This window comes from Pantoea piersonii, from assembly GCF_003612015.1.
GTDB lineage: Bacteria > Pseudomonadota > Gammaproteobacteria > Enterobacterales > Enterobacteriaceae > Pantoea > Pantoea piersonii.
The window spans coordinates 104,950-121,708 of record NZ_RARB01000003.1 but is presented as its reverse complement, the minus strand read 5'-3'; the positions used below and the strand labels follow the sequence as shown (position 1 = coordinate 121,708).

General features: G+C 62.4%; 8 protein-coding genes. 7 read left to right on the top strand and 1 reads right to left on the bottom strand.

Translation table 11 applies throughout. From position 1 onward, the window contains the following. Positions 1 to 135 precede the first annotated feature (135 nt). The 6 genes from D7S44_RS10095 (at position 136) to lplT (ending at position 12,494) form a co-directional block, all read left to right on the top strand. Positions 136 to 1,365 (top strand): MdtA/MuxA family multidrug efflux RND transporter periplasmic adaptor subunit, encoded by a 1,230-nt coding sequence (locus D7S44_RS10095; protein ID WP_120454467.1) that lies wholly within the window; start codon positions 136 to 138, stop codon positions 1,363 to 1,365. Then, entirely contained in the window at positions 1,362 to 4,574 is a 3,213-nt protein-coding gene (locus tag D7S44_RS10090; protein WP_120454465.1) for an efflux RND transporter permease subunit, read from the top strand. Before D7S44_RS10095 ends, D7S44_RS10090 begins: the two co-directional genes overlap by 4 nt. Then, on the top strand, positions 4,571 to 7,672 hold the full coding sequence (locus D7S44_RS10085) for a multidrug efflux RND transporter permease subunit (protein WP_120454463.1): 3,102 nt from the start codon (positions 4,571 to 4,573) through the stop codon (positions 7,670 to 7,672). Before D7S44_RS10090 ends, D7S44_RS10085 begins: the two co-directional genes overlap by 4 nt. A 3-nt stretch (positions 7,673 to 7,675) precedes the next feature. Then, on the top strand, positions 7,676 to 9,064 hold the full coding sequence (locus D7S44_RS10080; protein WP_120454461.1) for an efflux transporter outer membrane subunit: 1,389 nt from the start codon (positions 7,676 to 7,678) through the stop codon (positions 9,062 to 9,064). Between the two features lie 77 nt (positions 9,065 to 9,141). Further along, positions 9,142 to 11,292, top strand: a complete 2,151-nt coding sequence (gene aas / locus D7S44_RS10075) for a bifunctional acyl-ACP--phospholipid O-acyltransferase/long-chain-fatty-acid--ACP ligase (RefSeq protein ID WP_120454460.1) — start codon at positions 9,142 to 9,144, stop codon at positions 11,290 to 11,292. Then, on the top strand, positions 11,289 to 12,494 hold the full coding sequence (lplT, locus tag D7S44_RS10070; RefSeq protein WP_120454457.1) for a lysophospholipid transporter LplT: 1,206 nt from the start codon (positions 11,289 to 11,291) through the stop codon (positions 12,492 to 12,494). The genes aas and lplT overlap by 4 nt, the downstream gene beginning before the upstream one ends. A gap of 123 nt (positions 12,495 to 12,617) precedes the next feature. Here the strand turns inward: lplT and barA are convergent, their stop codons facing one another. Continuing rightward, on the bottom strand, positions 12,618 to 15,350 hold the full coding sequence (gene barA / locus D7S44_RS10065; protein ID WP_120454456.1) for a two-component sensor histidine kinase BarA: 2,733 nt from the start codon (positions 15,348 to 15,350) through the stop codon (positions 12,618 to 12,620). A gap of 87 nt (positions 15,351 to 15,437) precedes the next feature. Between barA and rlmD the strand changes: the two genes are divergently transcribed. Continuing rightward, positions 15,438 to 16,754, top strand: coding sequence for a 23S rRNA (uracil(1939)-C(5))-methyltransferase RlmD (gene rlmD / locus D7S44_RS10060; protein ID WP_120454454.1), 1,317 nt, complete (start codon positions 15,438 to 15,440; stop codon positions 16,752 to 16,754). Positions 16,755 to 16,759 lie beyond the last annotated feature (5 nt).

The following is a 16,759-nucleotide window of genomic DNA, read 5'->3' as shown; positions in this document are numbered from 1 at the left end:
AACGGAACCATTACAGTTTACCGATGGAAAAACGTACGGGCTTTCGCAGATAATACGCAGCGCTATGCTTAACACTTTAAATAATCCCCTGAAATAAGGGGATTTTTCCTTTTTACTCTTTGTAAGACTTTGATAATGACTAATGCGTCCCGCTCTTCTCGTTCCCGCTGGTTTAAGTGGCTGCTGTTGTTAATCCTGATTGTGATTATTGCCGGCGTCGTCTGGCGGGTGCTGCCGTCTGGCAAAGGGCAGGGCGCAATGCCGCCTGGCGGCCCGCATGGCGGGCGCGGCGGCCCGCCGGGGATGGCGATGATGGGCGGCGGCGCGACGCTGGTGCATAGCGGCGTGGCGACCACTGCCGACGTGCCGGTTTACCTGAACGCGCTGGGCACGGTGATCCCTAACGCCAGCGTCACGGTGACCAGCCGCGTCGACGGTCAGCTGGAGAAGGTTTACTTCACCGAAGGGCAAAAAGTGGAGGCGGGGCAGCTGCTGGCGCAGATCGATCCGCGCAGCTTCCAGGCGACGCTCAATCAGTATCAGGCGGAGCTGAGCCAGAATCAGGCGCTGCTGAAAAGCGCTGAGCTCACGCTGGCGCGCTACCGCAAGCTCTACGCGCAGGATTCACTGGCGCGTCAGGATCTCGACACCCAAATTGCCACGGTCGGCCAGTATCGCGGCGCGGTGGCGGCCGATCAGGCGCAGATCGCCAGCGCGAAGCTGAGCATCGAATATGCGCGCATTACCGCGCCGGTCAGCGGTCGCGTCGGGCTGCGGCTGGTCGATCCAGGCAATATGGTGCAAAGCTCCAGCAGCACTGGCCTGGTCACTATCACGCAGATGCAGCCTGCCGCCGTGACCTTCAGCGTGCCGCAGAGCCATATTCCCGATCTGATTAAGGCGCTGCACCAGGGGCAGGCGCTGCCGGCCACCGCCTTTGACCAGGACAATAGCCGCGCGCTGGCGCAGGGCGAAGTGAAATTTATCAGCAACCAGATCGACACCGATACCGGCACCGTGGCGCTGAAGGCCACCTTCGCCAATGAGGATGAGGCGCTTTACGCCAACCAGTTCGTTAACCTGCGCGTGCAGACGCGTATCCTGAAAGGGGCGACGGTGATCCCGTCGCAGGCGCTGCAGCTGAGCAGCGACGGCAGCTTCGTCTTCGTTATCAACAAAGACAACACCGTGACGCGCAAGGCGGTCTCCGCCGGTCCGGCATTTGGCGACGACAAACAGGCGATCCTCACGGGCGTCGAGCCTGGCGATCGTCTGGTGACCGAGGGCATTGATCGCCTGACTAACGGCAGCAAAGTCACGCTGGCGGATGAGACGCAACCGACCGCACCCGCCGAGGCAAAATGAATCCGTCACGCCTGTTTATCCTGCGCCCGGTGGCGACCATTCTGCTGATGGTCGGCGTGCTGGTCGCCGGTATTTTCGCCTATAAGTTTCTCTCTACCTCGGCGCTGCCGCAGGTGGACTACCCGACGATTCAGGTCACCACGCTCTATCCCGGCGCCAGCCCGGACGTGATGGCGTCGTCGGTCACCTCGCCGCTGGAGCGCCAGCTGGGGCAGATGGCGGGGCTGAGCCAGATGACCTCCACTAGCTCCGGCGGATCGTCCATCATTACCCTGAAGTTCGGCCTCGATCTCTCGCTCGACGTCGCAGAGCAGGAAGTGCAGGCGGCGATTAACGCCGCTGACAATCTGCTGCCGAGCGATCTGACCAACCCGCCGACCTATAAAAAGGTTAATCCGGCAGACAGCGCGGTGATCACCCTGGCGGCCAGCTCCGATACCCTGCCGCTGACGCAGGTGCAGGATCTGGTTAATACCCGCGTGGCGCTGAAGCTGTCGCAGATCTCCGGCGTCGGCATGGTTACGCTGGCGGGCGGCCATCAGCCGGCGATCCGCGTTCAGATGAACCCAACGGCGCTCGCCGCGCACGGGCTAACGCTGGAGGACGTTAATACGCTGATTAGCAACAGCAACGTCAACGGCTCGAAAGGCGGCTTCGACGGCAAGTATCACTCGGTCACCATCGACGCTAACGACCAGCTGCGCACTGCTGCCGAGTACGGCAATCTGATCCTCACTTATCAGAACGGCGCGGCGCTGCGTCTGAAGGATATCGCCCATATCGAACAGGGGCCGGAAAACAGCTATCAGTCAGCCTGGGCCAACAACAGTCCGGCGATTGTTATCAGCGTGCAGCGCCAGCCGGGCGCCAACGTGATCCAGGTGGTGGACAACATCAAAGCGGCGTTGCCGACCCTGCAGGCCGCGCTGCCGGACGGCGTAAAGATGACCATTCTTTCCGACCGTACCCAGACTATTCGCGCCTCGATCAGCGACGTGCAGTTCGAACTGATGCTGTCGATCGCGCTGGTGGTGATGGTGACCTTTCTGTTCCTGCGCAACGTGGCGGCGACGCTGATCCCCAGCGTCGCGGTGCCGCTGTCGCTGGTGGGCACCTTCGGCGTGATGTATCTGGCGGGCTTTAGCCTGAATAACCTCTCGCTGATGGCGCTGACCATCGCCACCGGCTTTGTTATCGACGACGCCATCGTGGTGGTAGAAAATATTTCGCGGCGGCTGGAGGAGGGCGAACCCCCGATGCAGGCAGCGCTGAAGGGGTCGCAACAGATCGGCTTCACGATTATCTCGCTGACCTTCTCGCTGATTGCGGTGCTGATCCCGCTGCTGTTTATGGGCGACGTGGTCGGGCGACTGTTTCGCGAGTTCGCCATTACCCTGGCGGTCTCAATTCTGGTGTCGATGCTGGTGTCGCTGACGCTCACCCCGATGCTGTGCGCTTATCTGCTGCGCCATATCCCGCCGGAGAAGCAGTCACGCTTCGCGCGCAAGGGCGGCGAACTCTTCGACAGGCTGATCCGCGGCTACGACCGGCTGCTGACCATCGTGCTCAACCACCAGAAGCTGACGCTGCTGGTGGCGCTGGCGACCTTCGCACTTACCGCGCTGCTCTATCTGGCGGTGCCGAAAGGCTTCTTCCCGACGCAGGATACTGGACTGATCCAGGGCATTACGCTGGCGTCACAGGACGTTTCCTTTAGCGAAATGGCGAAGCGCCAGCAGGCGCTGGCGAAAGCGGTGCTGACGAATCCGGCCGTGGAGAGCGTCTCGTCCACTATCGGCATCGACGGCAGCAATACCAGCCTTAACAGCGGGCGGCTGCAGATTAACCTGAAGCCGTTCAGCGAGCGCGACGTCAAAGCCGACGTGGTGATTAAGCAACTTCAGCAGGCGGCGGCGCAGGTGGCGGGCATTCAGCTCTATATGCAGCCTGCGCAGGATCTGACGGTCAACGATCAGGTAACGCCAAGCCAGTATCAGTTCACCCTTGACGACCCCGACAGCGAAAACCTGGTCACCTGGTCGCCGCGGCTGGTGGCGGCGCTGCAAAAACGCCCGGAATTCAACGGCGTGGTCAGCAATTTGCAGGATCAGGGGCGCGTCGCCTGGGTAGAGCTGAACCGCGACAAAGCGGCGCGCTACGGCATTACCGCGTCGGATGTTGATACCGCGCTCTATAACGCTTTCGGCCAGCGTCTGGTGTCGACCATCTTTACCCAGTCAAACCAGTATCGCGTGGTGCTGGAAGTCGCGCCTGCCTGGCAGCAGTCGCCAGCCTCCCTTGAGGAGGTTTATCTGCAGCCGTCGACCAGCACCAGCTCAGCGACGACCTCGACCTCTGCGTCAGCTTCGACCTCGACCTCGACATCAACCTCCTCGACGACGACATCTGACTCGGCCAGCAGCGACGCCAGCAAGGGCATGGTAAAGCTGACCTCTGTCGCGACCATTCACCAGCGCACCGGTTCGCTGATGCATATGCGGCTGAACCAGTTCCCGGCGGTGATGATCTCTTTTAACCTCAACAGCGGCTATTCGCTGGAGGATGGGCAAAAGGCGATCGCCGAGGTAGAGCAGCAGCTGCAGCTGCCGTCGAGCATAACGCTGCGCTATCAGGGGGAAACCTCCGCCTTCCAGAGCGCGACCGGCAATACGCTGTGGCTGATCCTCGCCGCGCTGCTCACCATGTACGTAGTGCTGGGCATTCTCTACGAGAGCTTTATCCATCCGGTCACTATTCTCTCGACGCTGCCGTCGGCGGCGGTCGGCGCGCTGCTGACGCTGCTGCTGGCGGGCAGTGAATTCAGCCTGATCGCCCTGATCGGCGTGATCCTGCTGATCGGCATCGTGAAAAAGAACGCCATTATGATGATCGACTTTGCGCTGGAGGCAGAGAACAAGCAGCACCTCAGCCCGCGCGAGGCGATCCATCAGGCCTGCCTGCTGCGCTTCCGTCCGATTCTGATGACTACCATGGCGGCGCTGCTTGGCGCGCTGCCGCTGATGCTGGCGTCGGGCTCGGGCGCGGAGCTGCGCCAGCCGCTGGGGCTGGTGATCGTCGGCGGGCTGATCGTCAGCCAGGTGCTGACGCTCTTTTCTACGCCGGTTATCTATCTGTGGTTTGACGCCATCGCGCAGCGCGGTAACGCCTGGGTGAAACGCCGCCAGCAGCAGTCGCGAGGCGAATCATGAACCTGACGCGGCTGTTTATCTTCCGCCCGGTTGCGACGCTGCTGCTGACGCTGGCGATCCTGCTGCTCGGCGCGCTCGGTTACCGGCTGCTGCCGGTCGCGCCGCTGCCGCAGGTCGATTTCCCCACCATTATGGTGAACGCCAGCCTTGCCGGTGCCAGCCCGGAAACCATGGCGGCGACGGTCGCGACGCCGCTGGAGCGCGCGCTGGGGCAAATCGCGGGCATTACCGAAATGACCTCCAGCAGCTCGCAGGGTTCCTCCAGCATTATTTTGCAGTTTGAGCTGGATCGCGATATCAACGGCGCGGCGCGCGACGTGCAGGCCGCTATTAACGCCTCGCGTAGTCTGCTGCCGAGCAGCATGGAGTCGCTGCCGACCTACCGCAAAGCCAATCCCTCTGACGCGCCCATCGTGATGCTGGCGCTCACCTCCGAAACGCGCACGCCCGGCGAGCTGTACGATCTGGCCGAAAGCAAGATTGAGCAGGCGATGGGGCAGGTGAAGGGCGTCGGCGAGGTGTCGCTGATGGGCAGCGCGCTGCCTGCGGTGCGGATCGATTTGCAGCCGCAGAAGCTGACGCACTACGGCATCTCGCTCGATAGCGTGCGCAGCGCCATCGCCAGCAGCACCACTAACCTGCCGAAAGGGATGCTGCAGGGCAGCAGCCAGTCATGGGTGGTGGACAGCAACGGCCAGCTCGACAAGGCGGCGCAGTATCGCGATCTGATCGTCGCCTATCAGGACGGCAAGGCGGTGCGTCTGCACGACGTCGCCACCGTCTACGACTCGGTAGAGGATCAGTATCAGGCCGGTTTTCTCAACGCCGCGCCTTCGGTGATGATCGGCATTACGCGCCAGGCGGGCGCCAACATGCTCGAAACCATCGACGCGATTAAGGCGCAGCTGCCGGCGCTGGAGAAGAATCTGCCCGCCGATACGCAGCTAAAAGTGGTTGTCGACCGGTCGCCTGGCGTGCGCGCCTCGCTCTACGATACCGAAGAGACACTGCTGATCGCGGTGCTGCTGGTGATCGCCGTGGTGTTTATCTTTCTGCGCAACCTGCAGGCGGTGATCATCCCGGCGCTGGCGCTGCCGGTATCGCTGATTGGCACCTGTGCGGTGATGTATCTGCTCGGCTATAGCCTCGACAACCTGTCGCTGATGGCGCTGATCATCTCCACCGGCTTTGTGGTGGATGACGCCATCGTGGTGCTGGAAAATATTACGCGTCACATTGAAGAGGGGCTGGGACCGGTACGCGCGGCGGTGCGCGGTGCGCGCGAAGTGAGCTTTACCGTGCTGTCGATGACGGTGTCGCTGGTGGCAGTATTTATTCCCATTCTGCTGATGGGCAGCATCGTGGGCCGCCTGTTTCGCGAGTTCGCCGTTACGCTCACGGTATCGCTGCTGATTTCGATGTTCGTCTCCCTCAGCCTGACGCCGATGCTCTGCTCGCGGCTGCTGAAGCGCAAACCGCGCGTCACCCGGCGGCCGCACCCGCTTTATCAGTTTATTGAGAATCAGCTTAATGCGCTGCTGGCGGCCTATGCGCGCGGGCTTAACTGGGTGATGCGCCATCAGAAGCTGACGATCTTCAGCCTGCTGCTTACCGTTCTCTTCAATCTGTTTCTCTATAGCGTGGTGCAGAAGGGCTTCTTTCCCAATCAGGATACCGGCCTGCTGATGGGGGCGCTACGCGCCGACCAGAACATCTCGTTTCAGGCGATGAAGCCGAAAATGCTGATGTTTACCCGCATTATCCAGTCCGACCCGGCGGTAGAGAGCGTGATGTCCTCGATGGGTAGCGGCATGTTCGGCTCGCGCAACAGCGCCAACTTCTTTGTGCGGCTTAAAGACTTAGACCAGCGCGACGCCACCGCCACCGAAGTGGCCAACCGGCTGAGCATGAAAACCAGCCATATCGCTGGCGCGCAGATGTTTCTGATGGCGGCGCAGGATCTGCATATCGGCGGCCGCAGCGCCAATGCCAGCTATCAGTACAGCCTGCAGGCGGACGACCTCGATCTGCTGCGTACCTGGACGCCGAAAGTGCAGGCGGCGCTGGCGGCGATCCCGCAGCTCAACAGCGTCGATTCCGACTCGCAAACCGGCGGCCAGGAGATAGTAATTAATATCGACCGCGATCGCGCCACCCGTCTCGGCGTGAATGTGAAGATGCTCGATACCATGCTGAATAACGCCTTCAGCCAGCGCCAGGTGGCGACGCTTTACCACACCCTTAACCAGTATCACGTCGTGATGTCGCTCAACAGCAGCTACACGCGCGATCCGGCGATTCTGCAGGAACTTTACGTGATTAACGACAGCGGCGATCGGGTGCCGCTCTCCGCCTTTGCCAGCCTGACCACCGGCAACGCGCCGCTGTCGGTGGCGCATCAGGGACAGTCAGCCACCAGCACCATCGCCTTTAACCTCAACGACGGCGTCTCGCTGGAGCAGGCGCAGGTGCTGATTAAGCAGGCGATGGCGAGGCTCGGTCTGCCTTCAACCATTCAGGCCGGTTTTGCCGGCACCGCCGCCGCCTTCGCCCAGCTGACGGCGACCATGCCCTGGCTGATCCTGGCGGCGCTGGCGGCGGTCTATATCGTGCTGGGCGTGCTCTACGAGAGCTATGTGCATCCGCTGACCATTCTCTCTACGCTGCCGTCGGCGGGCGTCGGTGCGCTGCTGCTGTTGCTCCTCACCAACACCCAGCTGACAGTGATCGCGCTGATCGGCATTATTCTGCTGATCGGCATAGTGAAGAAAAACGCCATCATGATGATCGACTTTGCGCTCGACGCCGAACGCCGCCTAGGTCTCTCGCCGCAGCAGGCGATCGTTCAGGCGTGCCTGATGCGCTTCCGTCCCATTATGATGACGACGCTGGCGGCCTTCTTCGGCGCGCTGCCGCTGGCGCTCGGCAGCGGCGGTGATGCCGATCTGCGCAGTCCGCTCGGCATAGCGATCGCCGGTGGTCTGGCGCTGAGCCAGCTGCTGACTCTGTTTACCACGCCGGTAGTCTATCTCTGGTTCGACCGTCTGAGTCGTGCCACCCAACGTCAGTGGCGCCGTTTGCGCCATGCGGAATCGTGATCCATGAAAAAAGTTTCTCTCGCTTTACTGCTGCTGCTTGGCGGCTGTGCCGTCGGCCCCGACTATCAGCGTCCCGCCGCCAGCGTGCCGCTGCACTATAAAGAGGCCAAAGGCTGGCAGCGGGCCACGCCGCAGGACGACCAGAGCAAAGGTGAATGGTGGGCGGTCTATCATGACGCCACCCTGAGCAGCCTGCTGCTGCAGGTCAGCATCTCCAACCAGAACGTCGCCAGCTACGCCGCCCAGTACCGCGAAGCCCAGGCGCTGGCCGCCCAGTCGCGCGCCGCGCTATTTCCGACGCTCGGCTATGACGTCAGCGGAACGCGCAGCGGCACCCGCTCCGCGAACAGCGGCGCGCGCAGCACCACCAACAGCAATTCGGCGCAGCTGAGCGCCAGCTGGGAGCTGGATCTGTGGGGCAAACTGCGCCGCACCCGCGAAGAGAACGCCGCCAGCGCCGAGGCGAGCGCCGCCGAGCTGGCGAACGTAACGCTCAGCGCCCAGTCGGAGCTGGCGCAGGACTATTTTCAGCTGCGCATTATGGATGAGAAGATCGCGCTCTATCAGCAGAGCATCGCGGCCTATGAGCGCTATCTGAAGGTGATCGAGAATAAATACCAGGCCGGCAGCGAGTCGCGCGCCACGCTGGCGCAGGCGCAGATGCAGCTGGAGAGCGCCCGCGCCTCGGCGCTTGACTACCAGTGGCAGCGCGCCCAGCTGGAGCACGCCATCGCGCTGCTGGTGGGGAAAACGCCCGCCGAATTCAGCCTGCCGGTCGCGAAGCTGAACGCGACGCTGCCGCCGCTGCCGCAGGCGCTGCCGTCGCAGCTGCTGCAGCGCCGTCCCGATATCGCCTATGCCGAGCGTAACGTCGCGGCGGCCAATGCCGCCGTCGGCGTGGCCATTGCCGGTTACTATCCCGACCTGACGCTGAGCGCCAGCGGCGGCACCAGCGCGTCGGCACTGCATAATCTTTTCTCGCTGCCCTGGCGCGTCTGGTCGCTCGGGCCCGATCTGAGCGGCACACTGCTCGATTTCGGCGCCACCTCGGCGAAGGTGGAGCAGGCGCGCGCCGCGTATGATGCCAGCGTCGCCAGCTACCGTCTTTCGGTGCTGACGGCGATGCAGGAAGTGGAGGACGACCTGGTGGAGCTGGCTACGCTGAACAACGAGCTGGCGGCGCAGCAGCGCGCCAGCGACGCCGCGCGCGAGTCGGCGCGCGTGACGCGCAATCAGTATGAGGCGGGAATGATCGACTATCTCGACGTCGCCACCACGGAAACCAGCAGCCTCAGCGAGCAGCAGAGCCTGCTGACGCTGCAAAGCACGCAGTGGGTCACCAGCGTGGCGCTGATCGCTGCGCTTGGCGGCGGCTGGCAGGCGACGCCTTAAATCGCGCCTTTACGCTTGTCGAACGACGCCAGATCCTGCATCGTTAGGAACCTTTTTAGCGATGCTATGGAGCTGGCATGTTGTTTACATTTTTACGTCTGGTCTGTCGCCTGTTGTGGCGGGTGGAACTGCGCGGCGACACCGCCGCGCTGCATCAGGAAAAAGTGCTGATCGCGCCGAATCATATGTCTTTTCTGGACGGCGTGCTGCTGGCGCTGTTCCTGCCGATCAGGCCGGTTTTTGCGGTTTACTCCTCCGTCAGCGAGCAGTGGTATATGCGCCTGGTGAAGCCGCTGATCGACTTCGTTCCGCTCGATCCAACCCGTCCGATGTCGATCAAGCATCTGGTGCGGCTGATCGACAGCGGCCGTCCGGTGGTGATCTTCCCGGAAGGACGTATCACCGTTACCGGCTCGCTGATGAAGATCTACAGCGGCGCCGGTTTTGTCGCTGCCCGATCGCAGGCCAGCGTGGTGCCGATGCGCATCGAGGGCGCGGAGTACACCCCCTTCGGCCGCCTGGCCGGCATCTTCAAGCGCCGCCTTTTTCCCCGTATCACGCTGACGCTGCTGCCCGCCACGCGCATTCCGATGCCGGAAGCGAAGCGCGCACGCGACCGCCGTCAGCTGGCGGGCGAACACCTCCACCATATTATGATGGAGGCGCGCATGGCGGTGCGCCCGCGCGAAACGCTGTTTGAAGCCTTCCTCAACGCCCGCACCCGCTACGGGGCGTTCAAGCGCTGCATCGAAGACGTTAATCTGAAGCCCGACAGCTATACCGGACTGCTGAAAAAGGCGCTCGGCGTCGGGCGTATTCTTGAGCGCTACAGCCAGCCGGGCGAAATTGTCGGTCTGCTGCTGCCCAACACCACGGTGACGGCGGCGGCGATCCTCGGCGCCTCGCTGCGCGGCCGCGTTCCGGCCATGCTCAACTACACCGCCGGGGTAAACGGCATGCGCGCGGCGCTGACCGCGTCGCAGGTCAAAACCATCTTTACCTCGCGTCAGTTTCTTGAGAAGGGCAACCTCTGGCATCTGCCGCAGGGGCTGAGCGACATCGAATGGATCTACCTGGAGGATTTGCGCGACAGCGTGACGACGCAGGATAAACTCTGGATCCTGGCGCATCTGCTGTTCCCGCGCCGCGCGCAGGTGGCGCAGCAGCCGGAGGAGGCGGCGATGGTGCTGTTTACCTCCGGCTCGGAGGGCAATCCGAAAGGGGTGGTGCATTCCCATAAAAGCCTGCTGGCGAATGTGGAGCAGATCCGCACCGTGGCGGATTTTACCCCGCGCGATAAATTTATGTCGGCGCTGCCGCTGTTCCACGCCTTTGGCCTGACGGTTGGTCTGTTCACGCCGCTGATGACCGGCGCGCAGGTGTTTCTCTATCCCAGCCCGCTGCACTATCGCATCGTGCCGGAGCTGGTCTATGACCGCAACTGCACCGTGCTGTTCGGGACCTCGACCTTCCTCGGCAACTATGCGCGCTTTGCCGCGCCTTACGATTTCGCCCGTCTGCGTTACGTCGTGGCGGGGGCGGAGAAGCTGCAGGAAGCGACGCGTCAGATCTATATGGAGAAGTATGGCATCCGCATTCTTGAAGGCTACGGCGTGACCGAATGCGCGCCGGTGGTGGCGATCAACGTACCGATGGCGGCGAAAGCGCACACCGTCGGTCGCATTCTGCCGGGCATGGATTCGCGCCTGATGTCGGTTGAAGGCATTGAACAGGGCGGGCGGCTGCAGCTGCGCGGGCCCAACATCATGAAGGGCTATCTGCGCGTCGAAAACCCCGGCGTGCTGGAAGCGCCCGTCGCCGACAACGGCGAAGGGCAGATGGAGGCGGGCTGGTACGATACCGGCGATATCGTCAGCTTTGACGAGGGCGGCTTCTGCCAGATTCAGGGACGCGCCAAACGCTTTGCCAAAATCGCGGGCGAGATGGTGTCGCTGGAGAGCGTCGAGCAGATCGCTCTGAAAGCGTCGCCGGAAAAACAGCATGCGGCGTCGCTGCGCGCTGACGGCAACCGCGGTGAAGCGCTGGTGCTCTTTACTACCGACGGCGACCTGAAACGCGACGGGCTGCAAAAGGCGGCACGCGAGCTGGGCGCGCCGGAGCTTGCCGTCCCGCGCGATATCCGCGTGTTGAAACAGCTGCCGATGCTGGGCAGCGGCAAGCCGGACTATGTCAGCCTGAAAAAAATGGCGGAAGAGGAGCAGGCATGAGCACGCTGAATACGCAGGAGATGTCGCTGACGTCGCGCGGGATGCTGGCGGTTATGGGCGCGCAGTTCTTTTCCGCCTTTGGCGACAATGCATTGCTCTTCGCCACCCTGGCGCTGCTGAAAAGCGAGCTTTATCCCGACTGGAGCCAGCCGGTGATGCAGATGCTGTTTGTCGCGGCCTATATTCTGCTGGCGCCCTTTGTCGGCCAGCTGGCGGACAGCTTCGCCAAAGGCCGGGTGATGATGTTCGCCAACAGCCTGAAGCTGCTGGGCGCGCTGCTGATCTGCTTCGGCTTTAATCCTTTCGTGGGCTATACGCTGGTGGGCATCGGCGCAGCGGCCTACTCGCCCGCCAAATACGGCATCCTTACCGAGCTGACCTCCGGCGAGAAGCTAGTGAAAGCCAACGGCATGATGGAGAGCTCCACCATTGCCGCGATCCTGCTGGGGTCGGTATCGGGCGGCGCGCTCGCCGACTGGAGCCTGCTGGCGGCCCTGGCGGCGTGCGCGGTTACCTACGCGGCGGCGGTGGCGGCGAACCTCTTTATTCCGAAGCTTGCGGCGGCGCGGTCAGGGCAGAGCTGGAACCCCGGCGCGATGCTGCGCCGTTTTTCCCAGGCGTGCGGCCTGCTGTGGCATAACGCAGAGACGCGTTTTTCTATCCTCGGCACCAGCCTGTTCTGGGGTGCGGGTGTGACGCTGCGCTTCCTGCTGGTGCTGTGGGTGCCGGTGGCGCTCGGCATCGAGGACAACACCACGCCGACCACGCTCAACGCCATGGTGGCGATCGGCATCGTCGTCGGCGCGGGCGCGGCGGCGAAGCTGGTGACGCTGGAGACGGTGCGCCGCTGTATGCCCGCTGGCGTGCTGATCGGCGTGATGGTGGTGGTTTTCTCTCTGCAGCATTCGCTGGTGAACGCTTACCTGCTGCTGATGGTGATTGGCGCGCTGGGCGGCTTTTTCGTGGTGCCGCTCAACGCCGTATTGCAGGCGCGCGGCAAGGCGAGCGTCGGCGCAGGCAATGCGATTGCGGTGCAGAACTTCGGCGAGAATATCGCCATGCTGGTGATGCTGGGGCTGTATACGCTGGCGGTGAAAGCGGGCGCGCCCGCGGTCGCGACCGGCATCGGCTTCGGCGCGCTGTTTGCGCTGGCGATTGCGGTGCTGTGGATATGGCGGCCGACAGCGCGGGCGCAGCGTTAGTTAACAACCGATGCGAGGCGCCCGCTCAGAAAAAGCAGGCACCGGCGTAACGCTCCCTTCTTTAAAACAACCCGCTGAAACCGTTGGGGTTTTCCCGGTACGCCTGCTGTAACTGAATGGGGACTACCGGGCATGCCCCAGCAGCCTGCGCGCCTCGCGCGCCACGTTTTCCATCTCGTCCTGCAACTCCAGCAGCTCCGGCTCCAGCGCGTCGATATCGTCGCTCTGACGCAGGTTCTGCTCCAGCTGGCGGCAGAGCTGCTTCATGCGCGGCACGCCGCTGTAGCTGGCGCTGCCGTGCAGCTTATGGATAATCTCGCGTAATCCCTGCACGTCGTGCGCCGCCATAAAAGCGTCAATCTTCTCGTGCACTTCGGGCAGAAAATCGAGCAGCATCTTCAGCATATCGCGCGCCAGATCGGGTTTGTTCGCCGCCTGACGCAGCGCCAGCTCCCAGTCGAGCGACGGCGAAACCGCAGGTACCGGCGGCAGCATCGCAGGCAGCGGCGGGCTGTAGCGCGCCAGCAGCTGGCTGAGCCGGCTCTCGTCGATCGGCTTCGCCAGATAGTCGTTCATACCGGCTTTGATCAGATGTTCGCGCTCGCCGTCAATGGCGTGCGCCGTGACCGCCACTATCGGCGTGCTGGCGTGCAGCGGCAGGCCGCGAATAATTTCGCTGGCGCGAATGCCGTCAATCTCCGGCATCTGAATATCCATCAGGATAATATCCAGCGGCTGCGCGCGGGCGGCGGCGATCGCCTGCTCGGCGTTGTTGCACAGCAGAATGTGCTGCACCTGCTCCTCCAGCAGCGCGCCGATCAGCTTGAGGTTAGCGGGGTTATCGTCCACCGCCATAACCCGCAGCGGCAGGCGCGCGCTGTCAGGCAGTTCACTGCGCTGGCGCGTATGCAGATCGGCCAGCAGCGGCAGCAGGCGCGTGGTGGAAACCGGCTTGGTGATGCAGCCGTGAATGCCGCGCACCTTGAGTCGATCCGCCAGCAGCATCATGGCGCTCGGCAACGCCAGCAGCACGCAGTCGGCGCGATTAAGCAGGGCGTCGATAAAGAGGTCATCCAGCAGCTCCTGCTGCGTGATATCGATCGGCAGCCCCACCAGCAGCAGCGGATAGTGCGGTTCGCGCAGGCCCGCCAGCGTTTCGCTGTGCTCAACCTGCAGCGGCGTGACGCGCAGCATCTTCAGCGCGGCCTCGGCGGAAGCGGCGTGCGCCTCAACGTAGGCCATACGCGAACGCGACAGGGCGTCCAGCGCGCGCGGCAGCGTCGGGGCGTTGGGATTGAGGTCGAGCTGTATTCGCACCCAGAAGGTCGACCCTTCATTGACGCGGCTGTGAAAAGCGATTTCGCCGCCCATTTCGCTGACCAGTTTCTGCGTGATCACCAGCCCCAGCCCGGTACCGCCGTGACGGCGAGAGATGCTGGCGTCAGCCTGACGGAACGCCTGAAACAGCTGCGTCTGCTGATGTTCGGAAATGCCGATGCCGGAGTCGTGAACCTGAACCTCCAGCTCGACGCGCGTGGCGCTGACGTTACGCTGTTCGACGCGCAGATCGATGGTGCCGTGCTCGGTAAATTTAATGGCGTTGCCCAGCAGGTTGATCAGGATCTGCTGCAGGCGCAGCGGATCGCCGATGACGTTATCCGGCACGCTGCAATCGCACAGTACCGTCAGCTCGAGCCCTTTCTCATGCGCCGAGGGCGCCAGCAGCACAATGGTTTCGTCCAGCGTGGCGCGCAGCGGGAACGGGATCGACTCCAGCACCAGCTTGCCCGCCTCCAGCTTAGAGAAGTCGAGCACATCATTGATAATGCTGAGTAAATTATTGGCTGAACGCTCTATGGTGTGCATATAGTCGCGCTGCGTGGTGCCGAGCGTTGTTTTCAGCATCTGACGAGTAAAGCCGATCACGCCGTTGAGCGGGGTGCGCAGCTCGTGAGACATATTGGCGAGGAACTCCGACTTAATACGCGCCGCTTCCTGGGCGCGCTTTTTCGCCAGATCCAGCTCGACGTTTTGAATCTCCAGCTGCTCCAGCGTTTCCCGCAGGTCCCAGGTCGCCTGATCGATATTGTGCTGCATCTCTTCATGGTAGGCGGTGAGCGACATCGCCATGGCGTTGATGCCATTTTTCAGGATGCTCAGTTCGCCCAGCATATAGCCCTCGACGCGGCTGTCGAGCTGGCCGCGGCGAATGCGGTCGACGGTGGTGACCATATTGCGGATCGGGCCGGTGACGTCGCGCATCAGGCGGTAGGCGAACAGCATGGCGATGCAGAGGCAAAACAGCAGCATCAGGGTTGCGACGAACACCTCTTTATACTGCTGCAGTCGCACCGACTGGAGATCAAGCTCTATCGCCACGTAGCCCAGCGGGTTGCCCGCCGGTTTGGCTTCTTCGCTGGAGAGTTCATCCACCGCATGGTGTTCAGGCGTAATCGGCGTGCGCAAAATCAGCAGCGTACCGTGGCGCTCCATCGAGACCTCGTCAGGCAGCGCGCGGATATCCTCTTTCTGCAGCAAACTCAGGTTCTGGTTGTTATTCGACGTGACGTAGAGGCGGTTATTATTGTCGAACACCGAAATGGCGCGGACAATAGCGGAGTGGCGGCGGTGCAGCAGGCTGACCAGCGCGCGCAGAGCTTCGCGATTGTGCCAGGTCATACTGTATTCGCTGGAGACCGCCAGCGGCTCGATGATGCTGGCGCCTGCTTCCACCACCTGAGACTGCAGTTCGTTGTAGCGATGCACCACGAAAAACGAGCTGAGCAGCAGTCCAATCATTAATGTCGGCGCCAGTATTAAAATCATCATTCGCGCCCGCAGGCTGTATTTCGTCATAATAGTCGTCGGCTTTTGCCAGCCCGTTATCCCTGTGCCGCGTTGAAGCGCGCGCACGCTGAATTTTTATTGAGAATGTAAAACACTATGGCGCAATTTTACTCCGCAAAACAGCGCGTGACGACTAAGCAACGCATCACCGTCACCGTGGACGAGCTCGATCCCTTTGGCCAGGGCGTAGCGCGGCATCAGGGCAAGACCCTGTTTATCAGCGGCGCGCTGCCTGGCGAGCAGGCGGAAGTGACGCTGGTGGAGGAGAAACGTCAGTACGCGCGCGGCAAAGCGACGCGGCTGTTAAGCACCAGCCCGGAACGCGTCAAGCCGCGCTGTCCGCACTTTACCCGCTGCGGCGGCTGCCAGCAGCAGCACGCTGCCGAGCCGCTGCAGCAGCGCAGCAAAGCGTCGGCGCTGTCGCGCATGCTGAGCCAGGCGGCGCAGCGCACCGTCGCAGTGGACGCGATCCTCGCCGGGCCTGCCTGGGGCTACCGTCGTCGCGCGCGGCTTGGTTTGCAGTGGCAGCCTAAAACGCGCGAGCTGCAGATGGGGTTTCGCCAGGAGGCGAGCAACGATCTGGTGGCGATTCGCGAATGCCCCATTCTGGCGCCCGAACTTGAGGCGTTGCTGCTGCCGCTGCGCGACTGTCTCAGCGCGCTGAAGGCCGCCAGCCGGCTGGGACACGTTGAGCTGGTGCTGGCGGACAACGGCCCGCTGATGGTACTGCGCCACCTGGATGCGCTGCACGCTGCCGACCGGGAAAAACTGGAACGCTTTTCGCATGAGCACAACCTGATGCTGTTCCTGGACAGCGGCGGCGATGAGCTGGAGCAGGTGCGCGGCGACGAACCTTTTTACCACTCGGGCGAGGTGCGGCTCACCTTTAGTCCACAGGACTTTATTCAGGTCAACGACGCCGTCAACCAGCAGATGGTGGCGCAGGCGTTAGCCTGGCTCGATCTTCAGCCGGAAGACCGCGTGCTGGATCTTTTTTGCGGCATGGGAAACTTTACGATCCCTGTAGGAAAATTCGTACAAAATGTTGTGGGTGTGGAGGGCGTTGCAGCATTAGTGCGGCAGGCAGCGTATAATGCGCAGCTGAATAATCTTAAAAATGTCCGCTTTTTCCAGCACAACCTGGAGGAAGACGTTGCGCGTCAGCCGTGGGCGGCGCAAGGATTTAACAAGGTATTGCTCGATCCGGCGCGCGCCGGGGCCGCGGGCGTAATGGCGCATGTGGTTAAACTTGCGCCGGAGCGCGTGGTCTATGTTTCGTGTAATCCCACAACGCTTGCCCGCGACAGCCAGACATTGCTGTCGGCGGGCTACCATCTGGAAAGGGTCGCGATGCTGGATATGTTCCCTCATACCCGTCATCTCGAATCCATGGTGCTGTTCAGTAAAACATAAGCAGT

Bases quoted from the DNA above. Each gene is read 5' to 3' on its own strand.
- D7S44_RS10095 (WP_120454467.1), top strand. From the start codon at position 136: ATGACTAATGCGTCCCGCTCTTCTCGTTCCCGCTGGTTTAAGTGGCTG.
- D7S44_RS10090 (WP_120454465.1), top strand. From the start codon at position 1,362: ATGAATCCGTCACGCCTGTTTATCCTGCGCCCGGTGGCGACCATTCTG.
- D7S44_RS10085 (WP_120454463.1), top strand. From the start codon at position 4,571: ATGAACCTGACGCGGCTGTTTATCTTCCGCCCGGTTGCGACGCTGCTG.
- D7S44_RS10080 (WP_120454461.1), top strand. From the start codon at position 7,676: ATGAAAAAAGTTTCTCTCGCTTTACTGCTGCTGCTTGGCGGCTGTGCC.
- aas (WP_120454460.1), top strand. From the start codon at position 9,142: ATGTTGTTTACATTTTTACGTCTGGTCTGTCGCCTGTTGTGGCGGGTG.
- lplT (WP_120454457.1), top strand. From the start codon at position 11,289: ATGAGCACGCTGAATACGCAGGAGATGTCGCTGACGTCGCGCGGGATG.
- barA (WP_120454456.1), bottom strand. From the start codon at position 15,350: ATGACGAAATACAGCCTGCGGGCGCGAATGATGATTTTAATACTGGCG.
- rlmD (WP_120454454.1), top strand. From the start codon at position 15,438: ATGGCGCAATTTTACTCCGCAAAACAGCGCGTGACGACTAAGCAACGC.